Origin of the sequence: Roseinatronobacter sp. S2 (genome assembly GCF_029581395.1) — a bacterium.
In the GTDB taxonomy this organism is placed as follows: domain Bacteria; phylum Pseudomonadota; class Alphaproteobacteria; order Rhodobacterales; family Rhodobacteraceae; genus Roseinatronobacter.
On record NZ_CP121113.1, the window covers coordinates 244,495 to 269,512 of the forward strand.

Genomic DNA, 25,018 nt, shown 5'->3' on the forward strand with positions numbered 1-25,018 from the left:
TCAAAATTTTCATGATAAATAGACGCAAAGGAAGGAAACAAACGCATGACCTTTTCGATTCTTGCGCAAGATTTGGGCACTGGCGCGTTGGGCGGCGCGGCGGCGACCGGCGCGCTGTGTGTCGGTGGCTGGGTGCTGCGGGGCGATTCGCGCGCTGGAATGACCGCATCCCAAGGGGCCGCGCCGTCCACCATCTGGGGCGAGGATGCGCTGGAACATATGCGCGCGGGCCAGTCCGCGGCGCAAGTGGTGGCCGGTGTCACTGCCGCAGATCGCGGGCGCGCATGGCGGCAATTATCCGCGCTGGACCGCCATGGTGGCACAGCCAGCCATAGCGGGGACCGCAACACGCCATGGTGCGGAGCAGTGGGCGAGGTCGGCCTTGTGGTGTCAGGCAACCTGCTGGCAGGTCCGCAGGTTCTGGACGCGCTGCGCCGCGGGTTTGTGGATACAAGCGGCACATTCGCCGAACGCCTGCTGGCCGCGCTGCGTGCCGCCGACGCCGCAGGCGGGGACAGTCGCGGCCTGCAATCTGCCGCGTTGCTGGTTGTGTCCGATGACGCGCCGCCGCTGAACCTGCGCATTGACTGGGCGCAAGACCCCATCGCCGCGCTGCAAGGTCTATACCAGCGCAGCCAAAGCGGGGACTATGCCCGATGGTTGCCAACTGTCCCCACACGCAACGATCCGGAACGCGGCCATGACTGAAACAGATTGGGGCATGATGGCGCAGAACTGGCTGGACCGGCTGGCCGCCTGTTCGCAACCCGGCCCCGGTGTGACGCGCCTGCCCTTTACACGGCAGCACCGCGAAGCCCTTGCGGTTTTGCATGATCTGATGGAAGGCGCGGGGCTGGCCGTGCATCTGGATGCCGCAGGCACGCTGGTTGGCAGGCGCGATGGCCCAAAAGCTGCGCCCACGCTGCTGATGGGGTCGCATCAGGATTCGGTGCGCGAAGGCGGGGCCTATGATGGGATCATGGGCGTTGTGCTTTCTGTCCTTGCGCTGATGAAACTGCAACAAGATGGCGTGTCCCTGCCGTTTGCAACCGAAGTTCTGGCCTTCGCCGATGAAGAAGGCGTGCGCTTTCCGACTGCGCTGATGGGGCCGCGCGCGCTGGCGGGCACGTTCGATATGGCAGCACTGGATATCTGCGACCGTGACGGGATAAGCCTGCGCCGCGCCATGCGCGATTTCGGCCTGAACCCCGATGCAGTGCCGGACCTGAAGCGCGACCCGTCGCAATGTCTGGGCTGGATCGAATGCCATCTGGAACAGGGGCCGGTGCTGGAGCAGGCACAACAGCCGCTGGGTGTTGTCACCGGCATTTGCGGGATTGAGCGCCACAGCGTTACACTGACCGGCCGTGCCGCGCATGCAGGAACCGTGCCGATGGACCTGCGGTGCGATGCGCTGGCCGGTGCCGCAGAACTGGTGCTGGCGGTAGAAGGGGCGGCGCGCCGGTCAGATGGCGTATTGGCGACCGTCGGCAGCATTCAGACCCGCCCCAATGTCGTCAATGCCGTGCCGGGCGAGGTGAGCCTGAGCATTGAAATTCGTGCGCCCCATGATGGCAGCCGCACTGCCGCACGCGCACAGATTGAAACCATGGCCCGGAAAATCGCCGCAGACAGGCGGCTGGCGCTGGAAATGCGCCACACCTATGCGCAGCCCGCAACACCATGCGACACGGCCATGACCCTTGCCCTAAGCGATGCGGTGCGCGCGCAGGGCCATAGCGGCCTGATGCTTGCATCGGGGGCGACACATGACACATCGGCCATGGCCGATCTGTGCCCTGTCGGCATGATCTTTACGGCGTGTCGCGATGGGGTCAGCCACCACCCTGACGAATTTGTAGCCCCCGACGCCATGGCGCAGGCGGTGGCCGCACTGGCAACCGCGCTGGCGCAACCGGGCATCGCCGAACAGCGCAAAGGGTAAGCGTCAGTCCACAAGCCCTGCGCGCCGGAACGCGCCGCGCAAATCGGTTTTCGGGCGCGCGCCGATATGGCCGATAACTTCGGCGGCGGCAATGCAGCCCATGCGCCCTGCGGTTTCCATGTCGCGCCCCGTGGCCAGACCATACAGAAACCCTGCTGCGAACTGGTCGCCCGCGCCGGTTGCATCAACAGGTGTGACCATCTTGACGGGAATTTCCACACGCTTGCCATTGTGGATAATCACCACCGGTTCCCCTGATCGCGTGCAGACCAGTAGCGGGCATTCACGCCCCGCCTGCGCCAGCGCATCATCCAGATCATTGGCCTGATACAGCGACACCCATTCCTGTTCATTTCCCAGAACGAAATCCATTTCGCCCGCGACAAGGGTGCGGAAATCATCGCGGTGGCGGTCCACACAAAACGGGTCCGACAGCGCAATGCCTGCCTTGCCGCCTGCCGCGCGGCACGCGCGTGCCGCTTTCAGGAACGCGTCTTTGCCCTTGTCCTTGTCGAACAGATACCCTTCCAGAAAGACGATATCACTGTCGGCAATGACAGCTTCATCCACATCCTCGGGGCCTAATTCAGACGAAATACCCAAATAGGTATTCATGGAACGTTCACCATCAGGCGTAACAAAGATCATGCAGCGCGAGGTTGGCAATTCACCGCCCGCAACGGGCTTGTTCACAAACACTGCGCCCATTTCGGCGGTGTCCTGTGCATAGAAATGGCCCAGTTCATCGGCATTCACGCGCCCCAGAAACGCGGATTTCAGCCCCAGTTTTCCCGCACCCGCCAAGGTGTTGGCGACAGACCCGCCGGATGCCTGCGCGCGGTCGTTCATCGTGGCAAACAGCGCTTCCGCGCGGTCGCGGTCCACTAGCTGCATGATGCCCTTGTGAATATCCATCCGGTCCAGATACCGGTCGTCCACAGTGGCAATCACATCGACAATCGCATTGCCGATACCGGCAACCTGGTAGGTTTTCATAGGGTCTTTTCCTCAAATTGGCACAGATCGCGGATCAGGCAGGTGGTGCAGGCGGGCTTGCGCGCCTTGCAGGTATAGCGGCCGTGCAGAATTAGCCAGTGATGGGCATGCAGTTGGTAGGGGGCGGGAATGTGATCTTCGATCGCGCGTTCAACCACATTCACATCGCGCCCCGGGCAAATGCCGGTGCGGTTGCCCACGCGAAAGATATGGGTATCCACGGCCTGTGCGGGCATGCGCCACCACATGTTCAGCACGACATTTGCGGTCTTGCGCCCCACACCGGGCAGCGATTGCAGCGCCGCGCGGCTGGATGGCACTTCGCCGCCATAGTCATCAACCAGAATGCGGCTAAGCTTGATGACATTCCTGGCCTTGTTGCGAAACAGGCCGATGGTCTTGATATGCTGGATCAGCCCCTCTTCGCCAAGGGCCAGCATCTTTTCGGGGGTGTCTGCGATCTGGAACAGCGCACGCGTGGCCTTGTTCACGCCCACGTCCGTTGATTGCGCAGAAAGCGCCACAGCCACGACAAGGGTATAGACGTTGACATGGTCCAATTCCCCCTTTGGTTCGGGGTCGGCCGCATGAAAACGGCGAAAAATCTCGTTGATCGTGGTGTAATCTAGCTGCGCTGCCATGCGTCCTTATATGCAGCGCCAAGGGGCGGGGGCAAGCAGTTACGCCCGCACCATGGCCGCCATATCCAGCGCGGCAGCATCGCGCAGGATGGCGCGTGCCGCACAGGTAAAATGGTCGCAATCACCGGGATGGGTGTCCCCTTGATGAATGACCAGCGGCGGCAACAACACAAATGGCGCGCGCCCCCCCTTGCGGGCCTGCACGATCACGCGGCGCGCCGGGCGCGTTGCGCGCGCGGCCAGTGGCAGCACCGTGACAGATGCGCGCGCCCGAAAACCCGCCAACAGGTCCGGCAGACGTTCGCTCAGGTGAATGAAGGTGACATACCCGCCATCGCGCGCACGGCGCAACGCCACATCGACCCACGCATCCAGCGGTGTTTCCTCGCGCAGGGCGCGGTCGCGGCCCGCATCGCGCGATGACGGACCTTGCGCCCCGTAATAGGGCGGGTTGGCGATAACGTGATCAAACCGCCGGTCACGCAGTGGTGCGGGCAACGCGGTCAGATCGGCGTCAAACACAGTCATGTCAACGGAATGTGCCGCCGCATTGCGCCGCGCAAGGTCTGCATATCCCGGCTGCACCTCGACCCCCGCCACTGTCAGCCCGCCAATACGCGCCGCCAGACATAGCGATGCCACACCCGCCCCGCAGCCCAGTTCCAGCACGTTTTGCCCCGCGCGCGAGGGCACACTGGCGGCAAGGAACACCGGATCTGTGGCCGCGCGGTAGCCATCGCGCGGCTGCAACGCCATGACGCGCCCGTTCAGGAACGCATCCTGCGTCAGGGCATCATCGGCAAAATGGTCAGTCATGCAGGGGAACGCCGTTTTCACGCAACACGGATACGGCCATGAAGTGATCTTCACGCCGCACCATCAAGCGCCGCGGCATCATGCCAAGCGTTGATTCAATCGTGTGCATATGGACGTCTATATCGAACACCTCTATACCTTCGCCCTGAAGCAGGGCCGTCGCAAAAGGAATGATCGTCGGGTCAGTCGTGCGCAAAAGCTCTTTCATGAAAACACCCTATTTGCTATTGGGCAAACTTGTCGAGATGGGACTCAGAATTATCAATGCACACGCAGCACGTCAGCCGGGCGCCGCATGACCTTCTGGCAGAATATCTACGCGATGATCTGCTTGAGGTGAACCAACTAATTCGCGCGCGCATGGTGTCGGAACACGCGCCCCGCATTCCCGAAGTAACCGCCCATCTGATAGAAGCAGGCGGCAAACGTATCCGCCCCATGCTGGTTTTGGCGGCAAGCCATCTGTGCGGGTATCAAGGGCCATATCACCACCATCTGGCGGCCACGGTCGAATTCATCCACACCGCAACCTTGCTGCATGATGATGTGGTGGATGAAAGCGCGCAGCGGCGCGGGCGGGCAACAGCAAACCTGTTGTGGGACAACAAGTCATCGGTGCTGGTGGGGGATTACCTGTTTGCGCGCGCGTTTCAGCTGATGGTTGAATGCGGGTCGCTGCGGGTGCTGGATATTCTGGCAAATGCATCCGCCACCATCGCCGAAGGCGAAGTGCTGCAACTGACCACCGCGCAGAATATCGACACAACCGAAGACCAGTATCTGCGCGTGATCCGCGGCAAGACCGCCGCGCTGTTTTCTGCCGCGACCGAAGCTGGCGCGGTCATTGCTGCGGCTGCTGATGCGCAGGTTCAGGCGCTGGTCACCTATGGCGATGCGCTGGGCATCAGTTTCCAGATTGTGGATGATTATCTGGATTATGGCGGCGCGGGCGCTGGTATCGGCAAAAACATCGGCGATGATTTCCGCGAAGGCAAGGTCACGCTGCCGGTCATTCGCGCGATTGCGGCGGCGGATGCGGGTGAACGCGCGTTCTGGGCGCGCACCATCGGCAAACGTGACCAGCGCGACGGTGATCTGGCGCACGCGCTGGACTTGCTGGCGAAACATAACGCCATGAACGCCACACGCGCCCAGGCCCTGACATGGTCACAGCGCGCCAAGGATGCGCTTGCCCCCTTGCCAGACCATCCGTTGCGCCAGATGCTGACCGATCTGGCCGATTACGTTGTGGCACGCGTCAACTGATCAGGGGCGCGAATGCCTGTTGCGCAAACCCACCAGTCGGGGTGCTGGTCCTGAACCGCGCGCGCAGCGGCATTTGCGGCCATTTCCGTGGCGAACATTCCAAAACAGGTCGCACCCGACCCGGACATACGCGCCAGCGCGCAGTCTGGCTGTGCCGCCAGCACGCGCAAGGCTTGTGATATGACGGGGGCCAATGCGCGGGCAGGCGATTCCAGATCATTGCGCTGACCCTGCAACCACGCGGCCAGCGCATGGGCATCCGGCCAGACCGGCCATTGCGCAGGCATGGGGGCATTGTTGCGGTTGGGCAATGTGCGGAAAACCAGCGGCGTTGACACCTGAACCCGTGGATTGACCAACACCAGCCAGAACGGCGGCAAGGGCGGCAGCGGCGTCATATCCGCGCCAATCCCGCGCATGCGGCACGGCGCGCCCGTCAGGCACACCGGCACATCTGCGCCCAGTGCCAGAATTTCGGCCAGTGACGGCAGGGGTTTGCCCGCAACGCGCGACAACAGGCGCAGGGTTGCGGCCGCATCGGCGGACCCGCCACCAATGCCCGCAGCAACCGGCAGGCCCTTGATCAACCGCAAGCCGATCTGTGGCATGCCCATCAGATGCGCGGCACGCAGGACCAGATTATCCGGCCCCGCACTTAGCGCAGACGCTTCCGGTCCGGTAATGTGCAGGCCGGTGTCGGGGGTTGTTTCCAGCTGGTCGCCTGCATCGGTGAATATAACCATCGAATCCAGCAGATGGTAGCCGTCTTCGCGCTGGCCGGTCACATGCAGCGACAGGTTTACCTTGGCCGGTGCCAATTCATGCGCGGTCATTCGGTGGATGCACCCAGCGGGGGCGCGCCCTCCTCTTCCAGAACGACATCCAGCCCGACATCCAGTTTGCGGCGCACGCGGTCAAGGTCAAGATCAGGATGCGGGGCGAATGATATGGCACGACTCCATTGGAAACGCGCTTCACGGTGGCGGCCAACGGACCAGTACACATCGCCCAGATGGTCGTTCAGAATGGGATCATTGGGCATAAGTTCAACCGCATGTTCCATCACGGGAACCGCTTGTTCATAGCGTCCCATCCGGAACAGCGCCCAGCCCAGGCTGTCAACAATATAGCCGCTGTCGGGCTCGCCCTCGACCGCGCGTTCGATCATGTCCAGCGCTTCATCAAGATCGCGCTGCTGTTCAACCAGCGAATAGCCAAGATAGTTCAGGACCTGCGGTTCATCAGGCACGAATTCCAGCACACGGCGGAATTCGGCTTCTGCATTGTCCCAATCGCCCATGCGTTCCAGCGAAATTGCGCGTGTATACAGCAAAACCCAATGGCGTTCCTCAAGCTCGTCTATCAGGTCAATGGCGCGGGTATAGGCATCGGCGGATTCTTCAAACCGTTCCTCGCGGCGCAGCATGTCGCCAAGGGTGCTTAACGCCATGACAGAATCCGGTGTATCGGCAACGAAGCCCTGCAACCATTCAATCGCGGCATCGGTTTCACCTGCGCGAAACAAGGCATTGGTCTTGCCAAGCTGCGCATTCAGAAACTGCGGGTCATCGGCGGGCATCTTGTCATAGACCTGCTGCGCAAGGTCGTATTGCCCCACCTGTTCCAGCAACTCGCCCACCAGCAAAATGGCGTCAGGGTGATCCGGGCGCAATGCCAGCGCAAGGCGGGCATAAACCAGCGGCAGCCAGTCGCCCTGCTCCCCCAGCAATGCCGAGGCAAGCAACAAATACGTTTCTGCCATGCCGTCACGGGCGGACTGGACTGTGGTAAACGGCACGGCACGGCCTTCGGACAGTTCCGCCATGACGCGCGCCACATCCCCTTCGGGATTGGCACCAAACATGCTTTCCGCCAGCGACAGCGCTTCATCAAACATGTCAAGCTGCGACAGAATGCTGATATGCGCAACAATACCGCGCCGTGTCAGGCTGACAGGGCCATCCACTTCGCCTGTCAACACCTCGCTTGCGCCTTCCATGTCCCCGACATAGGCCAGCGCCAGCGCCTTGTGATACACGGCAAAGGGGGCCAGATCGGGGGTTTCGGAAATGATGGCGTCAAAAGCGGCGCGCGCGTCAGACATGCTGCCCACACCAAGATAGGCCCACGCCTTGCCCAGCGCATCGGTCAGCGGGCCTGTCTGGCGCCCGTCTTGCGCGGCGGCAAGTGCCGCATCATAGGCTTCACGCGCAAATTCATCTGCCTGCAAAATGATTTGCGCAATCTGGCTGCCCTCTTCGCGGGCATGCGCCTGTGCGGCCAGTTCTGCGGCGCGCCCGAATTCCCCGATCAGCAAATGCCCCTGCATGGCCAGTTCACGAAACAACGCATTGTCCGGGTCCAGCTGCACAGCGCGGTCATAATTCAACGCCATCTGCATGAAACTGTCTGTTGCAACTGCGGCGCGACCGGCCAGAAACGCCCCTGCAAGCCCGGACGGAAGGTCCACTGACATGTCCGCAGACTCGTCCTGTGCGAAGGCGGGCGCCGCAGAACAAAGCGCAACAATGCTGATGGCCGAAGCCAGATGGCGGAAACTAGACACTAGGCGCGCTCTCCGTCTGATGAATTACTGTGCCAAGACTAGTGTTCCGCCCTGCCCGTGGCAATCGCCCATCGGGGAAAAAGCCCCCCAAGCACAGAATCGTCAGACAAACCCCCGTTACATATTCGGATAATTCGGCCCGTCGCCCCCTTGTGGTGTCACCCAATGAATATTCTGGCTGGGATCCTTGATGTCACATGTCTTGCAATGCACGCAGTTCTGGAAGTTTATGACAAAGCGCGGGTCTTTGCCTTCTTCTTCAACCACTTCATAAACACCGGCTGGGCAATAGCGCTGCGCGGGTTCGGCATATTCGGGCAGGTTGACACTGATGGGAATGGACGCGTCCTTCAGTGTCAGGTGCGCGGGCTGGCTTTCTTCGTGGTTGGTAAAGCTGAAGGCCACATTGGTCAGGCGGTCAAAGCTGATCTTGCCATCGGGTTTGGGGTAATCGATGGGGCTGTGGTCTTTGGCCAGGCCAGTGGCGGCTGCGTCGGTTTTGCCATGCGCCATGGTGCCGAACAGCGAAAAGCCCAGCGTATTGGTCCACATGTCCAGACCACCCAGCTTCAGGGATGGCAACAAGCCCCAACGCGACCACATGGGTTTGACATTGCGCACTTTCCACAGATCGCGCCCGACTGGCCCTTCGCGCAGGTCGGTTTCATAGGCGGTCAGTTCATCGCCTTCGCGGCCTGCCTTGATGGCGTCAAACGCGGCTTCGGCCGCAGCCTTGCCCGACAGCATGGCGTTATGGTTGCCCTTGATGCGCGGCACATTGACCAGCCCCGCCGAACAGCCCAGCAGCGCGCCGCCCGGAAACACCACCTTGGGGATCGACTGATAGCCCCCTTCAGATATGGCGCGCGCCCCGTAAGCTATGCGTTTGCCGCCCTTCAACAACTCGGCCACCATGGGGTGATGCTTGAAGCGCTGGAACTCGTGATAGGGCGACAGATAGGGGTTGGCGTAGTTCAGATGGACCACAAAGCCCACATAGACCTGATTGTTGTCCAGATGGTAAATGAAACTGCCGCCGCCCGCATTGCCGCCAAGGGGCCAGCCCATGGTGTGGGTGACAGTGCCTTCGCGGTGTTTTTCAGGGTCGATTTCCCAGATTTCCTTCATGCCAAGGCCGAATTTCTGCGGCTCATGGCCCTTGGACAGATCGTATCTGGCCATCACTTCCTTGGACAGCGACCCGCGCACCCCTTCGGACAGGAACACATATTTGCCATGCAATTCCATGCCCGGTTCATACCCGTCACCGGGCGTGCCATCTGCGTTCTTGCCAAATTCGCCTGCGACCACGCCCTTGACGCGCGCGCCATCATAGACCAGTTCCGAACAGGCCATGCCGGGGAATATCTCGACGCCCAGTTCCTCGGCCTGTTCGGCCATCCAGCGGCAGACATTGCCCATGGACACGATGTAATTGCCATGATTGTTCATCAAGGGCGGCATGGGCCAGTTGGGCACGCGAATTTGCCCCGCCGCGCCCAGCATATAAAAATTGTCACGGCGCACAGGCACCGTGACGGGGGCGCCGCGGTCCTTCCAGTCAGGGATCAGCGCATCAAGCCCGCACGGGTCCAGCACCGCGCCCGACAGGATATGCGCGCCCACCTCGGACCCTTTTTCAAGCACCACCACATTCAGGTCCGCATCAAGCTGTTTCAGCCGGATCGCCGCAGACAAGCCCGCAGGCCCCGCCCCCACGATCACGACATCATATTCCATGGTTTCGCGTGTTATCCCGGTCATGGTGGCTCCTGTTATTGCGCATGGCTTGGCATGTGGGACATAATCTGTCGCTGTTGACCTAGCGCAGGTGCGCCTATGGGGTCAATGCAAACGCGGCGTCCAAATTGCGGGAAACGGCGTGTTCGCGCAACCGAAGCCGCGGGGCGCTGTCATTGTGCTTGCAATCTGTCCAAGCCTGCGTTCTGATGGCGTGACTTATCTGGACGGCCCCGGCCTTCGCCGCGGGCGGTCTTTTACATTATAATGGTGACGTGACATGGAAAAACTGCCCCTCACACGCGCTGGTCAAAAGATGCTGGACGCAGAGCTGCGCCAACTGAAATCGCAGGATCGCCCGGCGATCATCCGGGCTATTGCAGAGGCCCGCGAGCATGGTGACCTGTCGGAAAATGCCGAATACCACGCCGCCCGCGAAAAGCAGAGCTTCATTGAAGGCCGCGTCAAGGAGCTGGAAGCGATCCTGTCGCGCGCCGATGTCATCGACACGTCCAAACTGTCGGGGTCCATCAAATTCGGCGCACATGTGAAATTGCTGGATGAGGACACCGAAGAAGAACGCAGCTACCAGATTGTCGGCGAGGCAGAGGCCGATCTGGAAAAGGGCCTTCTGAACATCAAATCCCCCCTTGCACGCGCCCTGATCGGCAAGGATGAAGGCGACAGTGTTGATGTCAGCACCCCCGGCGGCATAAAAAGCTATGAAATTCTGGAAATAAAGTTCGGCTAGGCCAATGGCCCTCGCGCCCATCCCCACCACCCCCGCACCCCGGTCGAACGGGGAAAAATCGGGACCGAATTCCGGCACTGCGCTGGCGGTGGGGATCGCAATCTGGCTTCTGGCGGCGGCGGGCTTTGCCTTGACGTCGGATTTCGACAGCATGGACGGAACCGCCATAAGCGTGCTTGCGGCGGCGTTTTTCATGCCCGCATTGCTGGTTTCGGGGTTGCTGTATCTGGCCGTCATTGCCGCAGACCTGCGCCGCGAAACGCTGCAATTGCAGCGCACCAGCGATGAATTGCGGCGCGTTCTGTCCCAGCAAAAGCACGAAGCAGCGCCCCTGTCACCCGTGGCCCAAAGCCGCATTGATGCGCTGTCCAATGCGCAGGAACAAACCGACACGCGCCTGACATTGTTCTTTTCGCACCGCGCGCGTGACCGCGCAGCCCCGCAGGGCACAGCCGCCCTTGATGATGCGCAGCCTGCCCTTGCCTTGGGGGATATGGCGCAATCTGCGCCGGATGCGCCAAGCACTGCCGATCTGATACGCGCGCTGCATTTCCCCGAAGATGAAAAAGACACCGAAGGCTTTGATGCCTTGCGCAAGGTCCTGAACGACACCCGCTGCGCACCCCTGATCCGGTGTGCGCAGGATGTTCTGACGCGTCTTGCCCAGGACGGGATCTATATGGACGACTTGCGCCCTGATCGCGCGCGGCCGGAATTCTGGCGCGCCTTCGCAAATGGCGCGCGCGGCGCGCTGATTGCGCCGCTTGGCGGCATTCGGGACCGGTCCTGTCTGGCATTGACATCAGGGCGCATGCGCAATGACGTCGATTTCAAACAGGCCGCACATCTGTTCCTGCGCGAGTTTGACAAGGTTTTCGCGGATTTCGAAAAACAGGCGGATGACGCCCAGATTGCGGCAATGGCGGACACACGCTCGGCGCGGGCGTTTATGCTGTTGGGGCGGGTCAGTGGTGTATTTTCGCGTTAGGGTGGCTTGAAACACCTGTCGCCCTTGGATAATAATCGTGAACAGATGAACTAAATTTCAGCTTCATCTTGCCCCAAATACTCATCTTGCGGGCAGCCCGTTTTGCCAGATCACAGTGTCAGAAACCGACAGGATACCAGCGCCGCCATGACCATATCGCGTGACTATTGGCAGGGTTTCAGGGATGGATCGCCCTTCATCCTGCTTATACTGCCCTTCGGCGCCGTGTTCGGGATTGTCGCGACAGAAGCGGGCCTGAACATTTTTGAAACGATGGGCTTTTCGGTGCTGGTTATTGCCGGGGCGGCGCAACTTGTCGCCCTTCAGATGATGCTGGAAAACGCACCTGTCCTGATTGTTCTTGCCGCGTCACTGGCGGTGAACCTGCGGATGGCAATGTATTCGGCCGCGCTTGCGCCGCATCTGGGGCCGATCAGTTGGTGGCGGCGCGGGATCGTTGCCTATTTCATGGTTGATCAGACCTATGCCGCGTCCGTGCTGAAATATGAACAAAACCCCGACATGTCGCATGGCCGGAAATTCGCGTATTTCATGGGTGTCGTGACGCCCATTTGTCCGGTGTGGTATATGGCGACATGGGCGGGGGCCGCGCTGGGAACTGCGGTGCCTGCCGGTTTGCCCATCGATTTTGTCGTGCCGATTACCTTTCTGGCGCTGATCGTGCCCATGTTGCGCACGCTGGCCCATGTGATCGCCGCACTGGTGTCGATTATCGGCGTGCTGGTCTTCAGCTTCATGCCCTTCAACCTTGGGCTGCTGGCGGCGGCGGTGCTGGCCATGATGGCCGGTGCCGAAACCGAACGCCGCATGCCGCGCATCAGGGGGCAGAAATGAGTTTTACCACAGCGCAGATATGGACCGTGATCATCGGGCTGGGGCTGGGGTCTTTTCTGCTGCGCCTGTCGTTTCTGGGCATTATCGGCAATCGGGAACTGCCCGAATGGGTGCTGCGGCATTTGCGGTATACCGCCGTTGCCATCATGCCCGGCATGATCACGCCGCTGATCCTGTTTCCGCAGGCCACGGGCGGCGCGCTGGACCCTGTCCGCATCAGTGCCGCCATCGCCACGATTGCCATCAGCTTTCTGACGAAAAGCGCGGTTCTGACTATTTTCGGCGGGGCCGCAGTCCTATTCGGGCTGCATTTCGGTATCGGCTAACACAGCACCGGGGTTCATGATGCCGTTGGGGTCCAGTGCCTGCTTGATGGCACGCATGGCCGACAGTTTGACCGGATCGCCGTATTTTTCCAGATCACCGGTTTTCAACCGCCCGATCCCGTGTTCGGCGCTGACCGACCCGCCCATTGCATGCACCAGATCATGCACACAGGCCTTGATGCTGTCGCGCTGGTGTTCATGGTCGGCGCGGCTGCGGCCCTGAACGGGAAAGACATTGTAATGCAGGTTCCCGTCGCCCAGATGGCCAAAGCAATTCACCCTGAACGTGTCGATCTTGGCCAATGCGGGACCAGCGCGGTCAATGAAGTCCGGTACAACGGACAAGGGCAACGATATGTCGTGGCTGGACACTGCGCCGATATGGCGGTTTGCTTCGGGGATGGATTCGCGCACGGCCCAGAATTCGGCGCGCTGGCCCGTGTTCTGCGCAATTACCCCGTCACTGACCAGACCGGCATCCAGTGCATCCGCGAACAGATCTTCCAGCGCGGCGGACGGGTCGATCCCTTGCGGCAGGCCCAGATCAATCAGCACCATCCATTCGGGCTGATGGTCAAAGGGCTGGCGCACCTGCGGCATGGTCCGCGCCAGAAAGTCCAGACCCATGCCCCCGATCAGTTCAAAGGCGGATATCCCTTCGGACAACCGCGCCTGTGCCAATGCCAGCAGCGACAACGCGGCATCAGGGCTGTTCACAACCATCAGTGCAGACCCCTGACGCGCAGGGCGGGCAAACAGGCGCAGGCTGGCCGCCGTGATCACGCCCAGCGTCCCTTCGGACCCGACCATCAGGTTGCGCAGATCATATCCGGTATTGTCCTTGCGCAGGCGCTTCAGCCCGTTCCAGATACGCCCGTCGGGCATGACAACTTCCAGCCCCAGCACCAGATCACGCGCGTTTCCGTAACGCAGCACATTCACGCCGCCCGCATTGGTGGCCAGCAGCCCGCCGATCCGCGCAGACCCTTCGGAGGCCAGTGACAGCGGAAACAGACGGCCCGCATCTTCCGCCGCCTTCTGGACATCGGCAAGAATGGCGCCCGCTTCGGCAATCATGACATTTTCACTGGGATGCACGGAACGTATGGCGCGCATCCGCTCCAGCGACAGGATCAGCGGCACAACGCCGCCCGTGGCGACCTGCCCGCCGACAAGGCCCGTTCCGCCGCCAAACGGCACCACAGCCACCTTTGCCTGATTGGCCGCACGCAGGATGGCGGCCACTTCATCAGTGTTGCGCGGACACGCCACCGCGCCCGCCTGCCCCCGCCAGCGCCCGCGCGGTTCTTCCAGAAAATGCGCCTCGGCGGTCCGCAATGTGCCATCCGGCAGTTCAGCCGCCAGCCGGTCCAGAAATGCTTGATCGCAGGGAAACAGCTTCATCGTTTTTTCCTTTACTGGCAGCACCAACATGGGTGCCACATAAGGCCCGTGCCCGCAGCGCCAAGGGGGTGCGCGCACACGCGCAGCCCCGGGGGCGGGCGGGGCGTTGCGGGCACGGGCCGTGTTGTTAACCAACATCCGTGCGGCCGCGACGGTCATGGCGCAAATTCGCATACAGCACATGATTGCGCCATCTGCCATTGATCTGCAAATAGCTTTGCGCGACGCCCTCATACTTGAAACCCGACCGCTCCAGCACGCCGCGCGATGCGGTATTCTCTGGCAGGCATGCCGCCTCGATGCGCGACAGATCCATCATAGTGAACGCATGATGCACGACCGCCGCAATACTTTCGCGCATATAGCCCTGACGGGCATGGGGTGCGCCCACCCAATACCCCAATGTTCCGGCCTGTGCGGGGCCGCGGCGGATATTGTCCAGCGTGATCGCCCCCACAAGACAATCATCATCGCGCCTGAAAATGAACAGCGGCAAGGCCGTATCAAGCTTCAGGCAGCGCGTGGCCCAGCTGACCCGGTTGGTAAACGCCCGCCGTGTCAGGTGATCGTCAGACCATGTGGGTTCCCAGGGCGTCAGAAAACCGCAAGACTGCCTGCGCAGTTCAGCCCATTGGCGAAAATCTGTATGCTGCGGCAAACGCAAGAACAGCCTGTCGGCTTCCAGTCGCAGCTTGCCGCGCAGCCCCAGCATCAGGCAACCAGCCTCTCGCCCAACTCGGACAGGCGCGGCGCATGTTCAATCGGTCCATAAAGGGCCAGCGCCGTGCGGCTATTGTGCAGCAGGGCTTTCGCATGCTCGCGTGCGCCATGGGCTGTGACCGCGTCAATGCGCGCAATCGCTTCTGACAGGTCGGGCACGCGGCCCCAGATCGACAGCAGTTTTGCCAGCCGTTCGGCGCGCGCTGACGGGCTTTCCAGCCCCATCAGCAAACCTGCCTTCATCTGCGCACGGGCGCGGGCGATTTCAGCCTCGGACAAGGTGTCGGCGGTGCGTTTCATTTCATCCATTGTCAGCCATGCCAGATCTGAAATCTGGTCTGCGCCGGTTCCCGCATAGATGGTGATCATTCCCGTATCGAAATACGCCCCCGATTGTGCAAAGACGGTATAGCACAACCCGCGATCTTCGCGCAGGCGCTGGAACAGGCGCGACGACATGCCCCCGCCCAATGCCCCCGAAAACACCTGCGAGGTATAGAAATCTTCGGCCCTGTAGCTGGGCGCTTCCAGCGCAAATGCAAAATGTGCCTGTTCCAGCTGGCGGGTTTCGCGGCGTTCGCCGTTATGGAACCGCGCGGGTTCTGCGGTCTGGAACGGTTTTGCCACCAGATGCCCGAAAAGCGGTTCGGCCAGACGCACAAGCGCATCATGATCGACCGCACCTGCCGCCGAAAGGATCATCTGGCCCGGCCCGTAATGGGTGCCCACGAAAGCGCGCAGATCATCCTTGGAAAAGCCCGACACTGCCGCGCTGGGGCCAAGGATGGACCGCCCCAGCGGTTGCGACGGATAGGCCGCTTCTTGCAGCCAGTCAAAAATCACATCATCAGGCGTGTCCAGCGCCTGCCCGATTTCTTGCAAGATGACACCGCGTTCCACTTCGACTTCGCGCGGCTCGAACGCGGGGTTCAGCACGATATCGGCCAGCACATCAAGTGCCAGCGCGACATCGGCGCGTAACACCCGCGCGTAATAGGCTGTCATTTCGCGGGATGTATAGGCGTTGATATACCCGCCCACATCCTCGATCTCTTCGGCAATCTGCAACGCACTGCGCCGCGCGGTGCCCTTGAACGCCATATGTTCCAGAAAATGCGCGACACCGTTTTGATGCGCGCCTTCATGGCGGGCGCCTGCTTCGATCCACAGCCCGATCGCGGCGGATTCCAGCCCCGGCATGGGTTCGGTGACAATGCGGAACCCGTTGCTTAATGTCGTGACCTGAACGCTCATTTACGGATATTTCCCCGGATATGGGCCTGTAATTCCGCCAGATCACCACTTAGCCGCGTCACACGTTCGGGACGGTCAAACAGGTCGGCCATGCGTTCGGGCAGGGCCGGACGCGTGCCCATAGCTGCTTCGACCGCATCAGGAAATTTTGCCGGATGCGCGGTGGCCAGCGTGACCATGGGCGTTGCTGACATGTGCTGTTCGGCCACATGAACGCCGACTGCGGTATGCGGGCACAGGATTTCGCCCGTCCGGTCATGAATGCGGGTGATGGTTTGCGTTGTCTGCTGCTCAGATGCGCGGCCGGACGCGAACACCTCGCGCAGGAATTCCAGCGCGCCCTGACTGATATGGAACCCGCCGCTGGCTTTCAATTCATCCATCAACTGCGCAACAGCGGACCCGTCCCGACCGTATGCGTCAAACAACGCACGTTCAAAATTGGAACTGACCTGAATATCCATGGACGGGCTGATTGATGGTTTCACGCCATCTGTCACATAGCCCCCCGATGTGATGGCGCGGTGCAGAATGTCGTTGTGGTTGGTGGCGACAACCAACTGTTCAATCGGCAAACCCATTTGCCGCGCGATATAGCCTGCAAACACATCGCCGAAATTCCCCGTGGGAACCGTGAAGCTGACAGGGCGGTAGGGTGCGCCAAGGCTGACAGCCGCTGAAAAGTAATAGACAACCTGCGCCAGAACCCGCGCCCAGTTTATGCTGTTCACGCCTGCAAGTTTCACCCCGTCACGGAATGAAAAGTCGTTGAACATATCCTTGACCAGCGCCTGACAGGTATCAAAATCCCCATCGACCGCCAGTGCATGGACATTGGACTCACTCGGGGTGGTCATCTGGCGGCGTTGCACGTCAGATACGCGGCCATGCGGGAACAGGATAAACACATCAACATTGTCCAGCCCCTTGAACGCTTCAATCGCGGCCGACCCGGTATCACCTGATGTCGCACCCACAATCGTCACCCGTTCGCGTGAGCGTTTCAGCGCGGCCTGAAACAGCTGGCCAATCAGCTGCATCGCGAAATCCTTGAACGCCAGTGTCGGGCCGTGGAACAACTCCAGCAGGAAGTGATTGGGCGCAAGCTGCTTCAGGGGTGCGCGTGCCGGATGGTCAAACCCCTGATAGGCACGCGCAATCAGGCTGCGGAATTCATCATCGCGGAAAGTGTCACCAATGAACGGGCGCATGATGACATAGGCCTGTTCTTCATAGCTCAGCCCCGCAAGCGACGCTATTTCAGTCTGTGTCATGGGCGGCACATGTTCGGGCAGATACAGGCCCCCATCGCGGGCAAGCCCCGTCAGCATGGTCGCTTCGAAAGTCAGCGCAGGCGCTGCGCCACGGGTTGAAATATACTTCATTTCCGGTCTGATCCTTGATCGCGTTGGCGCGTGATACGCCACAGAAAGAAAACTGTCATCCCCAGCCATGCAATTGCCATCAAAAACCACTGCACGGCATATCCCAGATGATTATCGGGCAAGCGGACCTCATAGACGGGCACAGGGGTGGCGGGGGGGGTGGTTTCAGATGTGCGGCGCAGCACGACCAGCATTTCCTCGGCTTCCAGCAATGCGGCCATCTGGCCCACATCGCGCGCGAAGAACAGATTGCGGCCCGCGTCGAATTCCGGCGTATAGGCATTCGCATCGCGCGGCCAGTGCAGGTTTCCCGCAAGCGTCACGTCATCCGTTGCGAACACAAGCCCCGCCCGTGCCGCTTCCGGCAGATAGCCACGATCAACCATGATGCGGCGCCCGCTGTCGGTTTCCAGCACTGATATCAGATGAAAGCCCGGCCCCTGCGCGCGCTGCGCCGCCATTGCAAAACTGTGGTCCGCTGTAAACCGCCCCGTCACATCTACCGGCAGGTAGCGGTCCTGTTCAGGGTCGGGCGCATCCGGCAGGGGCACTGGCGGCTGGAATATACGCGATTCCATCTCGGCAATCAGGGCGGCCTTTTCATCTGCGCGGGAAAGTTGCCACACGCCCAGATTCACCAGAATCGCAGTGCCGATCAGGCCAAAAATCGCGGGAATAAGGATCTGCTTCAGCATCTTGTCCCATTTTTCACAGTGAAAAGCGCGCGCCTTTCGGCCCGCGCTTTCTGGTCCCCGTCATATGCGCGGTCAATCGACGCGCCTAGGCACCCCAGACATAGATTGATGCGAACAGGAACAGCCAGACCACATCAACAAAGTGCCAATACCATGCTGCCGCTTCAAAGCCCACATGGCGTTCGGCAGTGAAATGACCAGCATAGACCCGCATCAGGCAAATCGCCAGAAAGATGGTGCCGACAATAACGTGGAACCCGTGAAAGCCGGTCGCCATGAAGAAGTTTGCGCCATAGATATTGCCCGCAAACCCAAAGCCCGCATGGGTATATTCATAGGCTTGCAGGAAGGTAAAGATCACCCCAAGCGCAACTGCGATCCACAGCCCCAATTTCACATCTTCGCGTTTGTCGCCATGCACCAATGCATGGTGCGCCCATGTCGCGGCACAGCCCGACAGCAGCAATATCAGGGTGTTGATCAGCGGCAGGTGCCATGGGTCAAATGTCTCAATCCCGGCGGGCGGCCATGCACCATCAACGGCGGGGCTAAGCCCTTCGGGGTGCATGGGATACATCGCATGTTTGAAGAAACTCCAGAACCACGCGGCAAAGAACATCACTTCCGAGATGATGAACAGGATGAACCCGTAGCGCAGGCCAATCACAACGACCGGTGTATGGTCGCCCGCATGGCTTTCGATCACGACGTTTTTCCACCACTCGAACATGACATACAACACACCCACAAGGCCAATCAGGAACATCCAGGGGCCATTGTCATGCATCCACATCACAGCGCCGAACAGCATCACGAAGCCGGCAACAGCCCCCACGAATGGCCAGATGGACGGCGGAAGAACGTGATAGTCGTGGTTTTTCTCATGCGCCATTGTGAAAGTTCCCTCGTATTACTCGGTCTTATGCGCGAGTTCAGTTTGTCATTGCGGGTTCCGGGGCGACGTAATCCGCCGGAATATCCGTAGCGTGGAAAGTATAAGACAGCGTGATTGTATGTGTGCCGCTTGCGTCGCGATCGTCCAGAATTTCGGGATCAACGAAATATGTAACTGGCATCAGCACCGTTTCGCCCGGTTGCAAAACCTGCAACTCGAAACAGAAACAGTCGATCTTGGTGAAATAGCGGCCCGCCTCATAGGGGCTGACGTTGTAGCTGGCAGTTCCCGCGATGGGCCTGTCGGTCGGGTTATGCGCCTCGTAGAACGCAAGCCCGACTTCGCCGATCTTGATTTCCGATACGCGGTCAACTGGTTTGAAACTCCATGGAAAATCGCGCGCAACGGAGGCATCGAAACGGATGCGCATTGTCTGGTCCAGCACCACGCCCGATGATGCCGCCGCCGTGTTGGTGGTGCCGCCATAGCCGGTTACGCGGCAAAACAGGTCATATAGCGGCACGGCAGCCCAGCCCATTGCCCCCATGAACAACACCACACTGACTGTCTGCACGGTGGTTTTCTGTATGCCGGTCAGTCGCGTCCAATATGTCATCATCTTTGCGGAAACCTCACATTGTCAGGGTCAAGGGCTGGCCGGTAACTGTGGTCATAGGCTTGCAGGCTTGCACCACTTTGCACTTTGGCAATGGTCAGGCCGAATACCAGCGCAATGAACGCCGCCAGCACCACGGCCAGCCCGATGTTGCGTCCCGACCGGCGCTTGTGCAACTCATGTTCGCGGGTAATGGCCATCAGAACAATTCCAGTATTTTGAAGGACGCAGCAAATTCTGCATAGACTGGCAGGTTTGCCAAGGCCGCTTCGGCAAGGAAGGCACCGAAATGCAAAAACAGATACGCCAGTGAAAAGCGGAATACGCGTTTTTCCACCGCATATCCATCCGCTTCGGCCTGCACTTCGCTGCGCCGCCAGATGGTCCATGCACCTTGCAGGAACATGGCATTAAGCACCAGCGCAAGCGCCAGATAGACCGGCCCGCCAATAGACGTAAACCCTGCCGCCAGTGCGAACGGGATCAATGCGACAGTGTAGACCAGAATATGTGTCCGCGTCGCCTTGCGTCCGTGGGTGACTGTCAGCATGGGCACATTGGCCTTGTGATAGTCGCTTTTCATGAACAACGCCAAGGCCCAGAAATGCGGCGGCGTCCACATGAAGATCAGCATGAACATCAGGCAGGCTTCTATGCTGATGCTGCCAGTCACCGCAACCCAGCCGATCATCGGGGGGAACGCGCCCGCCGCACCACCAATGACGATGTTTTGCGGCGTCGCACGTTTCAGCCACATGGTATAAATCACGGCATAGAAGAAGATCGTGAACGCCAGCAACGCGCCAGCCAGCGCATTGGTTGCCAGCCACAGCATGATCACCGAAATGCCCGACAACGCGAAACCAAGCGACATTGCCTCTCGTGCGTCAATCTTGCCCGCAGGCACGGGCCGTTTCGCGGTGCGCTTCATCACGCTGTCAATGTCGGCATCCCACCACATGTTCAACGCGCCGGAAGCCCCGCCCCCCAGTGCAATGAAAATGATTGCCGCCAGCGCCTCGACCGGGTGCAACGCGCCCGGCGCAACAATCAACCCGACAAGCGCCGTGAACACGACAAGCGACATCACACGCGGCTTCAGCAACGCGATGTAATCGCCGAAGCTGGCCTCTTTGTTGTCACTATAGCTGATATCGGCACGGATATCGGTCATTTGCTTCACCTGATGGGGTGTGGCTGTCCGGCACGAACGCCGGACAATTCTAGGTTAGTCCGACGATGCGACTTGAACGGCCTGCTGTGTGCGCGGGGCATCTGCGAATTCCGCGCCCTGACGTTCCAGCCATGCAAGATATTCTTCTTCGCTAACCACTTTCACGGTGATGGGCATATAGGCATGCGCAATCCCGCACAGTTCCGAACACTGGCCGAAATAGATGCCTTCTTCTTCGGCGCTGAACCACAGTTCTGCCAGACGGCCGGGAACGCCATCCTGCTTCACGCCGAAGGCCGGAATGGTCCAGGAATGGATCACGTCCGCCGCAGTGACCTGCAACACGATGTTCTGGTTTACCGGCACGACCATGGCGGTGTCTGTCGCCAGAAGATACAGATCATCGGTGTAGCCATAATCCTCCAGCTCGTCCCGCTCCAGCATGAACTGCGAGAATTCGACACCGTGGTCGACATACTCATAGCCCCAATACCACTGGAACCCGGTGACCTTGATGGTCACATCGGCTTCGGGCATGATTTGCTGATGGCGCAGCGCGGGGAACGTGAACAACGCGATAAACAGCAAAATCAGCGCGGGAACGACTGTCCATGCAATTTCAATGGGGGTGTTGTGCGTGAAACGCGCAGGTTCGGGGTTTGCGCGACGGTTGTGAAACACAATCACCCAGATCAACAGGCCCGTGACAAAGATCGTGATCGGCACAATGATCCACAACAGCAGATCATCCAGAAACCGCACTTCACGCGCAATCGCGGTGAAGGGCGTCTGCAACGAAGTGCCGTCGGGCACAGGCGCGCCCAGAACCGGCAACTGCGGCAACAAGTCGTCAGCAGCAGCTTTCGTTGCGGCGGCAACCGACACAAACGCGGCGATCAATGGCGTTATAGCTTTGAAAAGGCGCATATTTCTTTTCCCGTTCTTCTACGCGGCGATTCTGCCGCTTGCCCTGGCACATGCTTAAATCCTGCATGCCATGGAATCCCGTTGAGGTTTGTCTTTGTAAAATCATATTCCTGAACATAGAACAAGCAAAACGATGCGACAGAATGTCGTTTTTGATCCAGATCAACGACACCATGTCAAGCTGTTGCGCAGCGCGGCATCCCTCTGACAAAGAAGGCTAAATATACATGAGTGATACAGATTTTCGCCCCTTCGACACCATGCTGGACGAAACCCTTGCCTTGCAGGTGCTACAAGATGCCACAGCCGGTGCAGATGATGGCGAACTGTTTCTGGAACGCCGTGTGTCGGAATCACTATTGCTTGATGACCAGCGCGTAAAGTCGGCCAGCTACAACGCCGCCGAAGGGTTTGGCCTGCGCGCCGTGCACGGCGAGGTGACGGGTTATGCCCATTCCACACATATGACCATGGACGCCCTGCGCCGTGCCGCACAGACCGCGCGGCTGGCCGTCGGGCATGGCGGCGGAACCCTTGCAGATGCGCCCAGCCCCACCAACCAGCGCCTGTATACCGACGCAGACCCCATTTCGGGCGCGGCGTTTTCAGTCAAGCTGGACCTGCTGCGCGAAATTGATGATTTCCTGCGGGCACTGGACGCGCGTGTTGTTCAGGTCTCGGTGTCGATGGCGGCATCGTTGCAACAGGTTGAAATCCTGCGCCCCGAAGGGCTGCGCCTGCGCGACACGCGCCCCATGAGCAGGCTGAACATATCTGTCATTGTCGAACAGGACGGGCGCCGCGAATCCGGCAGTGCAGGCGGTGGCGGTCGTGCGGGACTGGACGGCGTGATGGCACGCGATGTCTGGCAAGCCATGGCCCGCGAAGCGCTGCGCATTGCCGTGGTCAACCTGCGCGCCGAACCTGCGCCGGCGGGGGTTATGGATGTGGTGCTTGGCCCGGGCTGGCCCGGCATTTTGCTGCACGAAGCCATCGGCCACGGGCTGGAAGGGGATTTCAACCGCAAGGGCAGCTCGGCCTTCGCAGGCCTGATGGGCAAACAGATCGCGGCCAAAGGCGTGACCGTGCTGGATGACGGCACGCTGCCCGACCGGCGCGGGTCCATCACCATAGATGACGAAGGGACACCGGGCGCGCGCAATGTCCTTATAGAGGACGGCGTGCTGGTGGGGTATATGCAGGACCGCCAGAATGCCCGCCTGATGGGGGTCGCGCCCACAGGCAACGGGCGGCGCGAATCCTATGGTCATGCGCCCATGCCACGCATGACCAACACTTATATGCAGGGCGGCGATGCCACGCCTGCCGAAATTCTGGCCGACCTGAAGGACGGGATTTATGCCGTAGGCTTCGGCGGCGGGCAGGTCGACATTACGAACGGCAAATTCGTCTTTTCCTGCACCGAGGCGTATCGCGTGAAGGATGGCAAGGTCGGCGCGCCCGTCAAAGGGGCCACCCTTATCGGCGATGGCGCGACCGCGCTGACCAAAATACGCGCCATCGGCAATGATATGGCGCTTGATCCCGGCATGGGCACCTGCGGCAAGGCGGGCCAATGGGTGCCGGTCGGTGTGGGCCAGCCAACATTGAAGATTGGCGGGCTGACAGTTGGCGGCAGCGGGACCTGACGCCAGATCAGGTGAAAATTTTTGAAAAAACTTTTGCGAGGGTGCGAATCTTTACAATGTTTTAACTAACTCGGTGCAGATTAAGGCAAGAATGAGGCGAGGTTGACCGGATGGCGAAAGATTTGTTTTCTTCTCACCCACCCTTCACCCCACCCATGAAGGAAGAAGACAGGCTATCCTGGCTTCGCCTCATTCGATCTGCCCGTGTCGGGCCAACGACGTTCTTCCGGCTACTGTCGGAATATGGCACCGCAGAAGCGGCCCTGGACGCCCTGCCAAAAATTGCGCAGGCCGCCGGGGTAGATGCCTATATTCCGTTTCCCGCCGACAAGGCCCGCGCCGAAATTGACCTTGCCCGCGCAAAAGGGGCGCGCATGCTGTGCTTTGGGACGGACGCATATCCCGCAACGCTGGCCAGCATACACGCGCCGCCCCCTGTCTTGTGGTGCATGGGTCAGCGCGCACCCATATTGCGGCCAATGGTTGCCATTGTGGGTGCGCGCAACGCCTCCAGCCTTGGCACGCGCATGGCCCGCACTTTGGCCGACGGGCTGGGGCATGAAGGATACACGATTGTTTCCGGTCTGGCCCGCGGGGTTGATGCGGCCGCCCATCATGCCAGCCTGAAAACCGGCACGATTGCGGTTATGGGGGGCGGGGTGGATGTTATCTATCCCACGGAAAACACCGTTCTTGCCGCCGCGATTGCCGATCAGGGGTTGCGCCTGTCGGAAGCGCCTATGGGTCTTTATCCGCAAGCACGGCATTTTCCGCCCCGCAACCGCATTATTTCCGGTCTGGCACTGGCGGTGGTGGTGGTTGAAGCGGCTGAAAAATCCGGCACCCTGATTACGGCACGCGATGCACTGGACCAAGGGCGCGAAATCATGGCCGTGCCCGGCCACCCCGTTGACGGGCGCGCAGGCGGGTGCAACGGCCTGATCCGCGATGGCGCAACCCTTGTGCGCCATGTCGATGACATTCTGGAAGTTCTGCAACGGCTGCAAGATTGCCCACCCAAGGTCGGCGACAGCGCCAAACCCTGCACAAATGAAGCGCACGAACGCGCGCCGCGCACATCCCCGAACACCGCGCCCAAACCGGAAAATGCCACCCCGCTGGATGCGCGTATCCTTGCCCTGCTTGGTCCCACCCCCACCGCAGAAGATCAGCTTATCCGTGATTTGCAGATGTCCGCCGCACAGATTTCGCCAGTATTGGTGACGCTGGAATTGCAAGGCGTGGTGCAGCGCCACCCCGGTGGACTGGTCAGCAAGGCACAACCGCACCATTGAGCAGAAAGACACCCAAAAGCTGTGTTCGGGGTACGGTGCGCCAGCAGCAGTTTAGCGCAAACTTGCGGCGCGGGTGCCCCCTGCATTGACATTCCCTTCCCCGCCCTCACATTA

Annotated in this window: 26 protein-coding genes; 9 read left to right on the plus strand and 17 right to left on the minus strand. The window is 60.4% G+C overall.

The window, feature by feature from the left end; all coding sequences use genetic code 11:
- Positions 1-45 precede the first annotated feature (45 nt).
- Together P8S53_RS01120 and P8S53_RS01125 are read left to right on the plus strand one after the other, a co-directional pair.
- The gene (locus tag P8S53_RS01120) at positions 46-708 is read left to right on the plus strand and encodes a DUF1028 domain-containing protein (protein WP_277805333.1); all 663 of its coding nucleotides are present in this window, start codon (positions 46-48) and stop codon (positions 706-708) included.
- On the plus strand, positions 701-1,945 hold the full coding sequence (locus tag P8S53_RS01125; RefSeq protein WP_277805334.1) for a M20 family metallo-hydrolase: 1,245 nt from the start codon (positions 701-703) through the stop codon (positions 1,943-1,945). The genes P8S53_RS01120 and P8S53_RS01125 overlap by 8 nt, the downstream gene beginning before the upstream one ends.
- A 3-nt stretch (positions 1,946-1,948) precedes the next feature.
- Here the strand turns inward: P8S53_RS01125 and P8S53_RS01130 are convergent, their stop codons facing one another.
- The 4 genes from P8S53_RS01130 to P8S53_RS01145 are packed head-to-tail and all read right to left on the minus strand — an operon-like array spanning position 1,949 to position 4,606.
- Positions 1,949-2,941, minus strand: coding sequence for an adenosine kinase (locus P8S53_RS01130; protein WP_277805335.1), 993 nt, complete (start codon positions 2,939-2,941; stop codon positions 1,949-1,951).
- Entirely contained in the window at positions 2,938-3,582 is a 645-nt protein-coding gene (nth, locus tag P8S53_RS01135) for an endonuclease III (RefSeq protein ID WP_277805336.1), read from the minus strand. The genes P8S53_RS01130 and nth overlap by 4 nt, the downstream gene beginning before the upstream one ends.
- A gap of 39 nt (positions 3,583-3,621) precedes the next feature.
- Positions 3,622-4,398 (minus strand): tRNA1(Val) (adenine(37)-N6)-methyltransferase, encoded by a 777-nt coding sequence (locus P8S53_RS01140; protein ID WP_277805337.1) that lies wholly within the window; start codon positions 4,396-4,398, stop codon positions 3,622-3,624.
- Complete coding sequence (locus P8S53_RS01145) at positions 4,391-4,606, minus strand: DUF2007 domain-containing protein (protein WP_274352497.1); 216 nt, start codon at positions 4,604-4,606, stop codon at positions 4,391-4,393. Before P8S53_RS01145 ends, P8S53_RS01140 begins: the two co-directional genes overlap by 8 nt.
- Positions 4,607-4,662: 56 nt before the next feature.
- Here P8S53_RS01145 and P8S53_RS01150 point away from each other — a divergent pair, with 56 nt between their 5' ends.
- A complete protein-coding gene (locus P8S53_RS01150) occupies positions 4,663-5,664 on the plus strand; it encodes a polyprenyl synthetase family protein (protein WP_277805338.1) in 1,002 nt (333 codons plus the stop codon).
- On the opposite strand, the gene P8S53_RS01155 is transcribed toward P8S53_RS01150, so the two are convergent.
- The 3 genes from P8S53_RS01155 to P8S53_RS01165 form a co-directional block, all read right to left on the minus strand.
- Complete coding sequence (locus P8S53_RS01155; RefSeq protein ID WP_277805339.1) at positions 5,640-6,497, minus strand: 4-(cytidine 5'-diphospho)-2-C-methyl-D-erythritol kinase; 858 nt, start codon at positions 6,495-6,497, stop codon at positions 5,640-5,642. The genes P8S53_RS01150 and P8S53_RS01155 overlap by 25 nt on opposite strands.
- Positions 6,494-8,140 carry a tetratricopeptide repeat protein gene (locus tag P8S53_RS01160; RefSeq protein WP_277805340.1) on the minus strand — a complete coding sequence of 549 codons (1,647 nt, stop codon included), beginning with the start codon at positions 8,138-8,140 and terminating at the stop codon, positions 6,494-6,496. Before P8S53_RS01160 ends, P8S53_RS01155 begins: the two co-directional genes overlap by 4 nt.
- Positions 8,141-8,347: 207 nt before the next feature.
- Entirely contained in the window at positions 8,348-9,994 is a 1,647-nt protein-coding gene (locus P8S53_RS01165; RefSeq protein ID WP_277805341.1) for an electron transfer flavoprotein-ubiquinone oxidoreductase, read from the minus strand.
- Between the two features lie 256 nt (positions 9,995-10,250).
- On the opposite strand from P8S53_RS01165, the gene greA reads away from it, so the two are divergent.
- The 4 genes from greA (at position 10,251) to P8S53_RS01185 (ending at position 12,890) form a co-directional block, all read left to right on the plus strand.
- Positions 10,251-10,721, plus strand: coding sequence for a transcription elongation factor GreA (gene greA, locus P8S53_RS01170; RefSeq protein WP_277805342.1), 471 nt, complete (start codon positions 10,251-10,253; stop codon positions 10,719-10,721).
- 4 nt (positions 10,722-10,725) lie between these two features.
- Positions 10,726-11,709 carry a hypothetical protein gene (locus P8S53_RS01175; RefSeq protein WP_277805343.1) on the plus strand — a complete coding sequence of 328 codons (984 nt, stop codon included), beginning with the start codon at positions 10,726-10,728 and terminating at the stop codon, positions 11,707-11,709.
- A 147-nt stretch (positions 11,710-11,856) separates the two neighbouring features.
- Positions 11,857-12,564, plus strand: coding sequence for an AzlC family ABC transporter permease (locus P8S53_RS01180; protein ID WP_277805344.1), 708 nt, complete (start codon positions 11,857-11,859; stop codon positions 12,562-12,564).
- Complete coding sequence (locus P8S53_RS01185; protein ID WP_277805345.1) at positions 12,561-12,890, plus strand: AzlD domain-containing protein; 330 nt, start codon at positions 12,561-12,563, stop codon at positions 12,888-12,890. The genes P8S53_RS01180 and P8S53_RS01185 overlap by 4 nt, the downstream gene beginning before the upstream one ends.
- Here the strand turns inward: P8S53_RS01185 and P8S53_RS01190 are convergent.
- The 10 genes from P8S53_RS01190 to coxB all read right to left on the minus strand — a co-directional run bounded on the left by P8S53_RS01190 (position 12,861) and on the right by coxB (position 21,960).
- Positions 12,861-14,294 (minus strand): FAD-binding oxidoreductase, encoded by a 1,434-nt coding sequence (locus P8S53_RS01190; RefSeq protein ID WP_277805346.1) that lies wholly within the window; start codon positions 14,292-14,294, stop codon positions 12,861-12,863. The two genes, P8S53_RS01185 and P8S53_RS01190, sit on opposite strands and share 30 nt — an antisense overlap.
- A 127-nt stretch (positions 14,295-14,421) precedes the next feature.
- Entirely contained in the window at positions 14,422-15,006 is a 585-nt protein-coding gene (locus tag P8S53_RS01195; protein ID WP_277805347.1) for a GNAT family N-acetyltransferase, read from the minus strand.
- Positions 15,006-16,268, minus strand: a complete 1,263-nt coding sequence (locus P8S53_RS01200) for a pitrilysin family protein (protein WP_277805348.1) — start codon at positions 16,266-16,268, stop codon at positions 15,006-15,008. Before P8S53_RS01200 ends, P8S53_RS01195 begins: the two co-directional genes overlap by 1 nt.
- Complete coding sequence (gene thrC, locus P8S53_RS01205) at positions 16,265-17,653, minus strand: threonine synthase (protein WP_277805349.1); 1,389 nt, start codon at positions 17,651-17,653, stop codon at positions 16,265-16,267. The genes P8S53_RS01200 and thrC overlap by 4 nt, the downstream gene beginning before the upstream one ends.
- On the minus strand, positions 17,650-18,348 hold the full coding sequence (locus tag P8S53_RS01210; protein WP_277805350.1) for an SURF1 family protein: 699 nt from the start codon (positions 18,346-18,348) through the stop codon (positions 17,650-17,652). Before P8S53_RS01210 ends, thrC begins: the two co-directional genes overlap by 4 nt.
- An 85-nt stretch (positions 18,349-18,433) precedes the next feature.
- Positions 18,434-19,240 carry a cytochrome c oxidase subunit 3 gene (locus tag P8S53_RS01215; protein WP_277805351.1) on the minus strand — a complete coding sequence of 269 codons (807 nt, stop codon included), beginning with the start codon at positions 19,238-19,240 and terminating at the stop codon, positions 18,434-18,436.
- 40 nt (positions 19,241-19,280) lie between these two features.
- On the minus strand, positions 19,281-19,859 hold the full coding sequence (locus P8S53_RS01220; RefSeq protein ID WP_306417851.1) for a cytochrome c oxidase assembly protein: 579 nt from the start codon (positions 19,857-19,859) through the stop codon (positions 19,281-19,283).
- The gene (locus P8S53_RS01225) at positions 19,859-20,059 is read right to left on the minus strand and encodes a hypothetical protein (protein WP_277805353.1); all 201 of its coding nucleotides are present in this window, start codon (positions 20,057-20,059) and stop codon (positions 19,859-19,861) included. Before P8S53_RS01225 ends, P8S53_RS01220 begins: the two co-directional genes overlap by 1 nt.
- Positions 20,059-21,033: a heme o synthase gene (gene cyoE / locus P8S53_RS01230; protein WP_277805354.1), complete on the minus strand. Its 975-nt coding sequence runs from the start codon at positions 21,031-21,033 to the stop codon at positions 20,059-20,061. Before cyoE ends, P8S53_RS01225 begins: the two co-directional genes overlap by 1 nt.
- 54 nt (positions 21,034-21,087) lie before the next feature.
- A complete protein-coding gene (gene coxB, locus P8S53_RS01235) occupies positions 21,088-21,960 on the minus strand; it encodes a cytochrome c oxidase subunit II (protein ID WP_277805355.1) in 873 nt (290 codons plus the stop codon).
- A gap of 227 nt (positions 21,961-22,187) precedes the next feature.
- On the opposite strand from coxB, the gene tldD reads away from it, so the two are divergent.
- Positions 22,188-23,609 (plus strand): metalloprotease TldD, encoded by a 1,422-nt coding sequence (gene tldD / locus P8S53_RS01240; RefSeq protein ID WP_277805356.1) that lies wholly within the window; start codon positions 22,188-22,190, stop codon positions 23,607-23,609.
- Positions 23,610-23,719: 110 nt separating this feature from the next.
- Positions 23,720-24,904, plus strand: coding sequence for a DNA-processing protein DprA (dprA, locus tag P8S53_RS01245; protein WP_277805357.1), 1,185 nt, complete (start codon positions 23,720-23,722; stop codon positions 24,902-24,904).
- Positions 24,905-25,018: the final 114 nt, after the last annotated feature.

Bases quoted from the DNA above. Each gene is read 5' to 3' on its own strand.
- P8S53_RS01120 (WP_277805333.1), top strand. From the start codon at position 46: ATGACCTTTTCGATTCTTGCGCAAGATTTGGGCACTGGCGCGTTGGGC.
- P8S53_RS01125 (WP_277805334.1), top strand. From the start codon at position 701: ATGACTGAAACAGATTGGGGCATGATGGCGCAGAACTGGCTGGACCGG.
- P8S53_RS01130 (WP_277805335.1), bottom strand. From the start codon at position 2,941: ATGAAAACCTACCAGGTTGCCGGTATCGGCAATGCGATTGTCGATGTG.
- nth (WP_277805336.1), bottom strand. From the start codon at position 3,582: ATGGCAGCGCAGCTAGATTACACCACGATCAACGAGATTTTTCGCCGT.
- P8S53_RS01140 (WP_277805337.1), bottom strand. From the start codon at position 4,398: ATGACTGACCATTTTGCCGATGATGCCCTGACGCAGGATGCGTTCCTG.
- P8S53_RS01145 (WP_274352497.1), bottom strand. From the start codon at position 4,606: ATGAAAGAGCTTTTGCGCACGACTGACCCGACGATCATTCCTTTTGCG.
- P8S53_RS01150 (WP_277805338.1), top strand. From the start codon at position 4,663: ATGCACACGCAGCACGTCAGCCGGGCGCCGCATGACCTTCTGGCAGAA.
- P8S53_RS01155 (WP_277805339.1), bottom strand. From the start codon at position 6,497: ATGACCGCGCATGAATTGGCACCGGCCAAGGTAAACCTGTCGCTGCAT.
- P8S53_RS01160 (WP_277805340.1), bottom strand. From the start codon at position 8,140: ATGTCAGTGGACCTTCCGTCCGGGCTTGCAGGGGCGTTTCTGGCCGGT.
- P8S53_RS01165 (WP_277805341.1), bottom strand. From the start codon at position 9,994: ATGACCGGGATAACACGCGAAACCATGGAATATGATGTCGTGATCGTG.
- greA (WP_277805342.1), top strand. From the start codon at position 10,251: ATGGAAAAACTGCCCCTCACACGCGCTGGTCAAAAGATGCTGGACGCA.
- P8S53_RS01175 (WP_277805343.1), top strand. From the start codon at position 10,726: ATGGCCCTCGCGCCCATCCCCACCACCCCCGCACCCCGGTCGAACGGG.
- P8S53_RS01180 (WP_277805344.1), top strand. From the start codon at position 11,857: ATGACCATATCGCGTGACTATTGGCAGGGTTTCAGGGATGGATCGCCC.
- P8S53_RS01185 (WP_277805345.1), top strand. From the start codon at position 12,561: ATGAGTTTTACCACAGCGCAGATATGGACCGTGATCATCGGGCTGGGG.
- P8S53_RS01190 (WP_277805346.1), bottom strand. From the start codon at position 14,294: ATGAAGCTGTTTCCCTGCGATCAAGCATTTCTGGACCGGCTGGCGGCT.
- P8S53_RS01195 (WP_277805347.1), bottom strand. From the start codon at position 15,006: ATGCTGGGGCTGCGCGGCAAGCTGCGACTGGAAGCCGACAGGCTGTTC.
- P8S53_RS01200 (WP_277805348.1), bottom strand. From the start codon at position 16,268: ATGAGCGTTCAGGTCACGACATTAAGCAACGGGTTCCGCATTGTCACC.
- thrC (WP_277805349.1), bottom strand. From the start codon at position 17,653: ATGAAGTATATTTCAACCCGTGGCGCAGCGCCTGCGCTGACTTTCGAA.
- P8S53_RS01210 (WP_277805350.1), bottom strand. From the start codon at position 18,348: ATGCTGAAGCAGATCCTTATTCCCGCGATTTTTGGCCTGATCGGCACT.
- P8S53_RS01215 (WP_277805351.1), bottom strand. From the start codon at position 19,240: ATGGCGCATGAGAAAAACCACGACTATCACGTTCTTCCGCCGTCCATC.
- P8S53_RS01220 (WP_306417851.1), bottom strand. From the start codon at position 19,859: ATGACATATTGGACGCGACTGACCGGCATACAGAAAACCACCGTGCAG.
- P8S53_RS01225 (WP_277805353.1), bottom strand. From the start codon at position 20,059: ATGGCCATTACCCGCGAACATGAGTTGCACAAGCGCCGGTCGGGACGC.
- cyoE (WP_277805354.1), bottom strand. From the start codon at position 21,033: ATGACCGATATCCGTGCCGATATCAGCTATAGTGACAACAAAGAGGCC.
- coxB (WP_277805355.1), bottom strand. From the start codon at position 21,960: ATGCGCCTTTTCAAAGCTATAACGCCATTGATCGCCGCGTTTGTGTCG.
- tldD (WP_277805356.1), top strand. From the start codon at position 22,188: ATGAGTGATACAGATTTTCGCCCCTTCGACACCATGCTGGACGAAACC.
- dprA (WP_277805357.1), top strand. From the start codon at position 23,720: ATGGCGAAAGATTTGTTTTCTTCTCACCCACCCTTCACCCCACCCATG.